Source organism: Weizmannia agrestimuris (genome assembly GCF_943193165.1).
Classification (GTDB): Bacteria; Bacillota; Bacilli; order Bacillales; family Bacillaceae_C; genus Weizmannia; species Weizmannia faecalis.
This window is the reverse complement of record NZ_CALPDC010000075.1, coordinates 1-6,895: the sequence shown is the minus strand read 5'-3', so window position 1 is coordinate 6,895 and position 6,895 is coordinate 1. Positions and strand designations below refer to the sequence as shown.

The following is a 6,895-nucleotide window of genomic DNA, read 5'->3' as shown; positions in this document are numbered from 1 at the left end:
GATAACCGCATATGGTTTGCACCCGATTTTTAGCATCCTGCCCGGGCGTGATGCAGGATGTTTGGCCACCATTCGTAGCCGGCTTTCCGGCGATCGACGGCCGACATGCGTGTACCCAATAGCCGCGGTCGTTTGCTTCCATTTTTAGCATCCTGCCCGGATACACATGTTTTGCAAGTGTATGTACCATGGCCTGTGGTTAATGGTTCAGCACACGGTTTAAAAAGGTGCGGGCGCGTTCTTCACGCGGGTTTTTGAAAAAGTCTTCCGGCGTATTGTCCTCAATGATTCTCCCCTGGTCCATGAAAAGGACGCGGTCCGCCACTTCGCGGGCAAAGCCCATTTCGTGCGTGACAACTACCATCGTCATACCGTCTTTTGCGAGTGCTTTCATAACGTCGAGCACTTCTCCAATCATCTCGGGATCCAAGGCAGATGTCGGTTCGTCAAACAGCATAATGTCCGGCTCCATTGCCAGCCCCCTGGCAATTGCGACACGTTGCTGCTGGCCGCCTGATAACTGTGACGGGTAGGCGTTTGCTTTATCCGGAATGCCCACCCTTTCCAAGTAGTGCATCGCCTTTTTTTCCGCTTCTTCCTTACTTTGGCCCAGCACTTTGATCGGCGCCAGCGTGATATTTTGCAAGACAGTTCTATGCGGATACAAATTGAAGTGCTGGAAGACCATGCCGATGTTTTTGCGAAGATCGTTGATATCGGTTTTTTTGTCATTGACTTTCATATTGCGGACGAAGAGCTCGCCGTCCGTGATGTCTTCCAGACGGTTGATGCAGCGGAGCATTGTACTCTTCCCTGATCCGGAAGGCCCGATCACAACGACGACTTCCCCTTCTTTTACTTCAAGGTTAATATCTTTTAAAACGTGAAAATCACCATAGTATTTGTTGACATGACGGAATGAAATCACATCATCACCTCCCGGCTGCTCATCTTTTTGGTGTGCGCTTCCAGTATTTAGAAACCTTCCATTACTCCCTATTTTAGAGTATATCAATCTATTCAGATAACATCAATATTTTTATTGAAGGTATTTTTCTGTTTTTTAATGTAAATTTCCTGGGAGGATATTTTTATAAAATATTAAAAATCTCGGCGTTCTCTTTGGCGAATGGAATTCAATTTCCGGGAAGAACGCTTTTTTAAATAAATAGGAAACAGCTTATAAAGGTTTCTTGCCCTGCTTCCATTTTTTTCAATAAAAAAAGCCATTCCAAAATGCTTACCCACTTCGGAACGGCTGGTGCACATTATGTTTTTTTCTTTGGCTCCGTACTTTGGCCGGTAACTTCAAGAACATCAAGGAAGAACATCACAATGGGAATACCAAGAATGAGCCCCCACAGACCGAAAAAATGCTCACAAAAAATTAAAATGAGAAAAGTGTAAAAAACAGGCATATTCGTTTTTGAGGACATCAGCTGCGGATTCAGCACATAGGCTTCCACGGCATGCACGATGACAATCAAAATGAGGACATACAGTACTTTCATTCCGCCGCCGATGCTGTAAGCGATGATACAGAGCGGAATGAGCGAGATGAAAACGCCGGCGACCGGGATAAGGCCGAGAGCAAAAATGAGAATGGCGAGCCCGAATAACTGCGGAAAGCCGAGAATCCAGAGGCCGATCGTGGTAAGCACGGAATTCACAACGGCGATAATGAACTGGGCCTCGATCACTTTCCCGAATGTCCCTACAAATTTGACACCGAAATACTCGATTTCATCGTAAAACGCTGCAAGTTTGCTCTTTTTAAACTGTTTTGTAAAACGGATGATCCGCTCTTTTTCAAGCAGGAAAAACAAACTCAGGATAATGGCCATGAAGACCTGGATGCTGACTTTGCTGATGCTTGTAAAATAATCGAACAGGATGGAAACGCCTTTTTGTGCGTAGTCAACGATTTTCTTTTCCTGGATGTTTTTCACAATATAATTCAATACTTCATTGTGCTGAGGTTTTGTGTAGAAATCGGAAATTTGCATAACAAGCTGGGTAATTTCATTGACCAGGATCGGAAAATATTTGATCACGCCGAGTGTGAGGCCACCGAGAATTAAAATGTACACGATCAAAACAGCCAGTCTGCGTTTGATCGGGAACCATCTGGTTACAATTTTCTGCAGCCGGTTAACAAGATAGGAAAAAATAAAGGTGAGCAGCATCAGATCCATCATGCTGCGCAGAAAATAAAGAATCACTGCGATCAGCACAAAGATAAGGACCCTTCTGACCCCCCGTTTTTGAAATAATGAAAACAGCCGGTCTTCCATCGTATTGTTATTGCCCCCTCCGGATTCAAAGGAACCATTTTTCTGTTTACCCTTATCTTAACACATTTATAGCCGGTTCAAGTAATTTAGCCGGCGGGGGATGTGTGAAATTTTTTCCTGCCATAAAAGGAATAAACTATACAGGTTAATGCAGCCCACGGGGAGCCCGCAGTTCCCGCTGCTATATAAAAAGAACTTAAGTTTTTCGCGTCAAAATCAATTACGATCAGGATAGACATTGCTTCTGGCAACTAATGTTTGGTTCAACTTATATAGCACGATCAGGAAAATTGAATCCGTCCCCGGGGACAGGACGTTACGGCTGCATTTTCGGCCCGTGAAAGTGTCAGGGCGGTCGTCTTTCGGTGTTTTACCGTGAAAAATGTTAGGATGACGGCAGCGCGAATAAAAAACTGGCTGCTGCGTTTTTCGCAAAAAGGATCAGACATTTTTTGCAGCACTTGCAATGAGATGAAAAGTGGCAGTATGCTGGTCGTATTTTTACACGACGGCTCGTGAAGGTGTCAGGGCGGTCGTCTTTCGGTGTTTTACCATGAAAAGCGTTCGGAAAATGGCGGGGTGAATGCAAAAAATGGGCCGCTGTGTTTTACAGCGGCTTATGGTTATGATTTGCTTTTTTTCACTTGCGGCTTTTCTTCTTCATCAATGGCGTCGCGCACGCCTTTTTTGAATTCGCGCAATGTTTGGCCGGCTGCCCTTCCAAGCTGCGGGAGTTTCGACGGGCCGAAAATTAATAGGGCAACAACAAGAATAATGAGAACTTCGCCAAAGCTGAGATTTCCAGGCATTTTTTCCCCTCCCCGGGCTTCTTTATCTTTATCTTATAGTGTATTGTAAACATTTTCAACTTATAATCACTTGAATTCAATTTATTTTCTGATTAAGCAAGGTGAGGTTCGTAAAAAAACTTATTCGTTTTGGCCGGCGTCCATGGTAGAATAATGTAGTCTGGAGGTGACGTTTTTGCATTTGTGGAATTTGTTTGTGGCCGCCATTCTCGGCCTTGTGGAGGGGCTGACAGAGTTTGCCCCGGTTTCTTCGACGGGTCATATGATTATTGTGGATGACTTGATTTTGAAATCGAATCATCTTTATGGCACTGAAGCGGCAAATGTATTTAAAGTGGTGATCCAGCTTGGGTCTATTATGGCGATGGTGGTCGTATTTTGGGACAGATTTTTAAATTTGCTTGGCCTGAAAAAAAATATTACGAGAGAGCAGATGTACGGTGAACGGCTGAGATTGACGCATGTGATTACCGGGCTTGTTCCGGCGGCTGTGCTCGGCTTTTTGTTTGAAGATTATATTGATGCCCATCTGTTTTCGGTGAATACGGTACTTATTGCCCTTGTGGTTGGGGCCGTTTTGATGATTGTAGCGGATCTCACGCGCCCACGCCGGCCGAAGACGGAGACGGTCGACCAGATTACATATAGACAGGCGTTTGTGGTTGGGCTTTTTCAATGTCTTGCCCTGTGGCCGGGTTTTTCACGTTCCGGCTCCACGATTTCAGGCGGCGTCTTGCTTGGCATGAGTCACCGTGCGGCAGCGGACTTTACGTTTATTATGGCCGTGCCGATCATGTTTGGCGCGAGCTTTCTTTCGCTTGTAAAGCATTGGGGTGCCGTAACACCTGAGACGATTCCGTTCTTTATTACCGGATTCATCAGCGCGTTTATTTTCGCCTTAATTGCGATCAAGTTTTTCCTCGCATTGATCAACAAGGTAAAGCTGATCCCATTTGCGGTATACCGCATCCTTTTGGCGATTGTTTTGCTTCTTTTGATTTGGAACCGATAAGATTTTGGCTGCGCAGCGGTGCGCGGCTTTTTTATTTTGGCTTTTGCCGCGTTTGATGTTGAACGAAGCGTCTACGGTAATTTGTTCTGCTCATCAAAAAAGGCTGCCGAACGCGTGGCGGGCAGCCTTTTTTGATACAACCGTATTGCAACGAAAATGGTGCATCCTATTTTTTAAAATGGTAGGGCATTGTTGCAACGACAACGTCTTTTTCCCAGAGAAGGCGCATCCGGATGAGGAGCGCGGACTGGTTGTGCAAAATGTTTTGCCAGCGTTTTTTCGGAATGAACTGTGGAATGAGTACCATGACCTGGTACTTGTTTTCTTTTGCTTTCCGCTGGATAATTTCCAAAAATTTGGCAAGCGGTTGGACAATGCTCCGGTAAGACGAGTGCAGGGTGACAAGGCGGACACCACAGTCCCACTCTTTCCATTTTTCTTCCATTCTCTTCTCGTCTTCATGGTCAAAAGCGACATAAACGGCTATGACCTGATCCGAGAGCGATTTTGCATAATTAATCGTCCGTTCCACGACCGTTGTAATGCCGGCCACCGGGACAATGATCACATTGGAGTGGATTTCTTCCTGAAACACACCTTTAATCCGCAACTGCTCGCCGACCGCCTCGTAATGCCGGTTCACTTTCCGGAAAATAAACATGACGATCGGCAGGAAAATCAAAACCGGCCATACTTGCGTGAATTTCGTAATGAATAAAATCGCAAGGACGCTAAATGTAATAATGGCACCGACAAAGTTGACCGACATTTTGCCGGCCCAGCCTCTCGGTCTTTGAGTGACCCATTTCACAATCATGCCGCATTGCGCAAGGGTAAACGGAATGAACACGCCGACTGCGTACAACGGAATGAGGCGCTCGGTATTGCCCTGGAATGCGACAATTAAAATCATGGAAGCAACGCCGAGAAAAATAATTCCGTTTGAGTAACCAAGCCGGTCACCGCGGATCGTGAACATGCGCGGCATAAATTTGTCCCTCGCCAGGTTAAAAGCGAGCTGCGGGAACGCAGAGAATCCGGTGTTCGCAGCAAGCACGAGAATTAAAGCCGTAGTTGCCTGGACGAAATAGTACAAAACACCGTTGCCAAGTGTCCGGTGTGCCATTTGCGATACAACGGTTTCTGTTTCTTTCGGCGGAATGCCGAGCCAGTATGCGAGAAAACTGATGCCCGCTAAAAGCGATGCCAGAATGATACCCATCATGGCAAGCGTGCGGGCTGCGTTTCTCGGTGCCGGGTCGCGAAAGTTCGGGATCGCGTTGGAAATGGCTTCGACCCCTGTCAATGCCGAACAGCCGGATGAGAAAGCTTTTAGCAAAAGAAACAGTGAAATGCCGGCGACCGGCGTACCGATATGCGGGTGCAGGTTTTGCGGAACTTGCCCCGTTACGGTTTTAAATAAACCGACAACAATGATGACAATCAATGCAAATACGAACAGATAAACCGGGTATGCGAGCACATTGGCTGATTCCGTCAGCCCGCGCAAATTCAAAATCGTAATGATCAGAACGAGAAAAACCGCAATCTGCACACTGTACGGATGCAAGCTCTGAAACGCGGAAGTAATGGCATCTGTTCCGGCTGAGACGGAAACGGCCACCGTTAAAATGTAGTCCACCAGCAAGGATCCGCCTGCAAGAAGGCCGGGGGTGACGCCGAGATTTTCTTTCGAGACAAGGTATGCCCCGCCGCCTTGCGGATAAGAGTAAATGACCTGGCGATAAGATAAAATAAGTGCAGCCAATAAAATTAAAATGCCGACTGTAATTGGAATAGAATACCAAAATGCCAGCGTCCCCACTGTGGCAAGTACAATCAGCACCTGTTCAGGCCCGTATGCAACAGATGAAAGTGCGTCGGATGACAGAATGGCCAGTGCTTTTAACTTGGTCAGCTTCTGGCCTTCGAGTTCATTTGAACGCAGCGGTCTCCCAATTAACAATCGTTTTATCGTGGTGAACATTTGAATTGTCTCCTTTTATCTGCAGTGTTTCAAAAATGCTTCCCCAAAAATAAGAAAAACCACAAAGAGAATTTATCTTCCCTGTGGTCTATTGCCCGATCACAGTTTCACATCCTCTCTTATAACGCTGACGGGGTTAGCTGTCGGGTTCGGGCATAAGAGTGGCCCTGCCTTTTTAAAAAAAGGCTTCACCCCAAAGCGGCGCGCGGCCGCCAACCTGGTTCCCCCGTTCCGTTTCCGGATTAAGCGGTTCAGTTATGAAACACAAATTTTTCATACGACATCCTATCTTACTCCCGTTACCATGGTTTGTAAAGACTATTTCGCAATTGCGTTTCGGTATGTCCATCTTTACCCGCCATATCCCCGGGCAAACTGTCTTTATTCACAGTACCTAATTTTCGATCATGCTTCTTTTGTAGAATATCCGAATGTGCCTAAAGCACGCAAAAAGCAAGGTTTTTCGGCAAATCCGGAGTAAAGAGATAAACAGAGTTAGGAAGGTAAAACCTGAGGATGAAAAGATGACCTCTTGGGGCAGGCGGATCAATTGGAAACATAAGACCAAAAGAGGCGCGAACCCGGTGGAATTGTCTAATTAGGAGCTCCATTCGGGCCCGAAATGTCCTTTTGAAGCCGTCAAAAAGACAAAACGAGCGGCATCAGGTAACGAAATGTCCCTTTGAACCTGTCAAAAGGACAAAACATGCCGCATCCGGGCCCGAATTGTCCTTTTGAAGCCGTCAAAAAGACAAAACGAGCGGCATCAGGTAACGAAATGTCCTTTTGATCC

The 6,895-nt window shown here is 46.3% G+C and carries 5 protein-coding genes and 1 riboswitch; of the genes, 1 reads left to right on the top strand and 4 read right to left on the bottom strand.

Annotation, left to right across the window (positions count from 1 at the left end):
• Positions 1-199 precede the first annotated feature (199 nt).
• From NFR98_RS15335 to NFR98_RS15325, 3 genes are all read right to left on the bottom strand, one after another.
• Complete coding sequence (locus NFR98_RS15335; RefSeq protein WP_372510097.1) at positions 200-1,000, bottom strand: amino acid ABC transporter ATP-binding protein; 801 nt, start codon at positions 998-1,000, stop codon at positions 200-202.
• Between the two features lie 268 nt (positions 1,001-1,268).
• Positions 1,269-2,294 (bottom strand): AI-2E family transporter, encoded by a 1,026-nt coding sequence (locus NFR98_RS15330; RefSeq protein ID WP_251460535.1) that lies wholly within the window; start codon positions 2,292-2,294, stop codon positions 1,269-1,271.
• Positions 2,295-2,917: 623 nt separating this feature from the next.
• Positions 2,918-3,103, bottom strand: coding sequence for a twin-arginine translocase TatA/TatE family subunit (locus NFR98_RS15325; RefSeq protein WP_017551739.1), 186 nt, complete (start codon positions 3,101-3,103; stop codon positions 2,918-2,920).
• Positions 3,104-3,278: 175 nt separating this feature from the next.
• Between NFR98_RS15325 and NFR98_RS15320 the strand changes: the two genes are divergently transcribed.
• Positions 3,279-4,115, top strand: a complete 837-nt coding sequence (locus tag NFR98_RS15320) for an undecaprenyl-diphosphate phosphatase (RefSeq protein WP_251460532.1) — start codon at positions 3,279-3,281, stop codon at positions 4,113-4,115.
• 166 nt (positions 4,116-4,281) lie between these two features.
• Here the strand turns inward: NFR98_RS15320 and NFR98_RS15315 are convergent, their stop codons facing one another.
• A complete protein-coding gene (locus tag NFR98_RS15315) occupies positions 4,282-6,102 on the bottom strand; it encodes an APC family permease (RefSeq protein ID WP_251460528.1) in 1,821 nt (606 codons plus the stop codon).
• A 109-nt stretch (positions 6,103-6,211) separates the two neighbouring features.
• A riboswitch (cyclic di-AMP (ydaO/yuaA leader) is annotated at positions 6,212-6,361 on the bottom strand.
• Between the last annotated feature and the right edge of the window lie 534 nt (positions 6,362-6,895).

Bases quoted from the DNA above. Each gene is read 5' to 3' on its own strand.
- NFR98_RS15330 (WP_251460535.1), bottom strand. From the start codon at position 2,294: ATGGAAGACCGGCTGTTTTCATTATTTCAAAAACGGGGGGTCAGAAGG.
- NFR98_RS15325 (WP_017551739.1), bottom strand. From the start codon at position 3,103: ATGCCTGGAAATCTCAGCTTTGGCGAAGTTCTCATTATTCTTGTTGTT.
- NFR98_RS15315 (WP_251460528.1), bottom strand. From the start codon at position 6,102: ATGTTCACCACGATAAAACGATTGTTAATTGGGAGACCGCTGCGTTCA.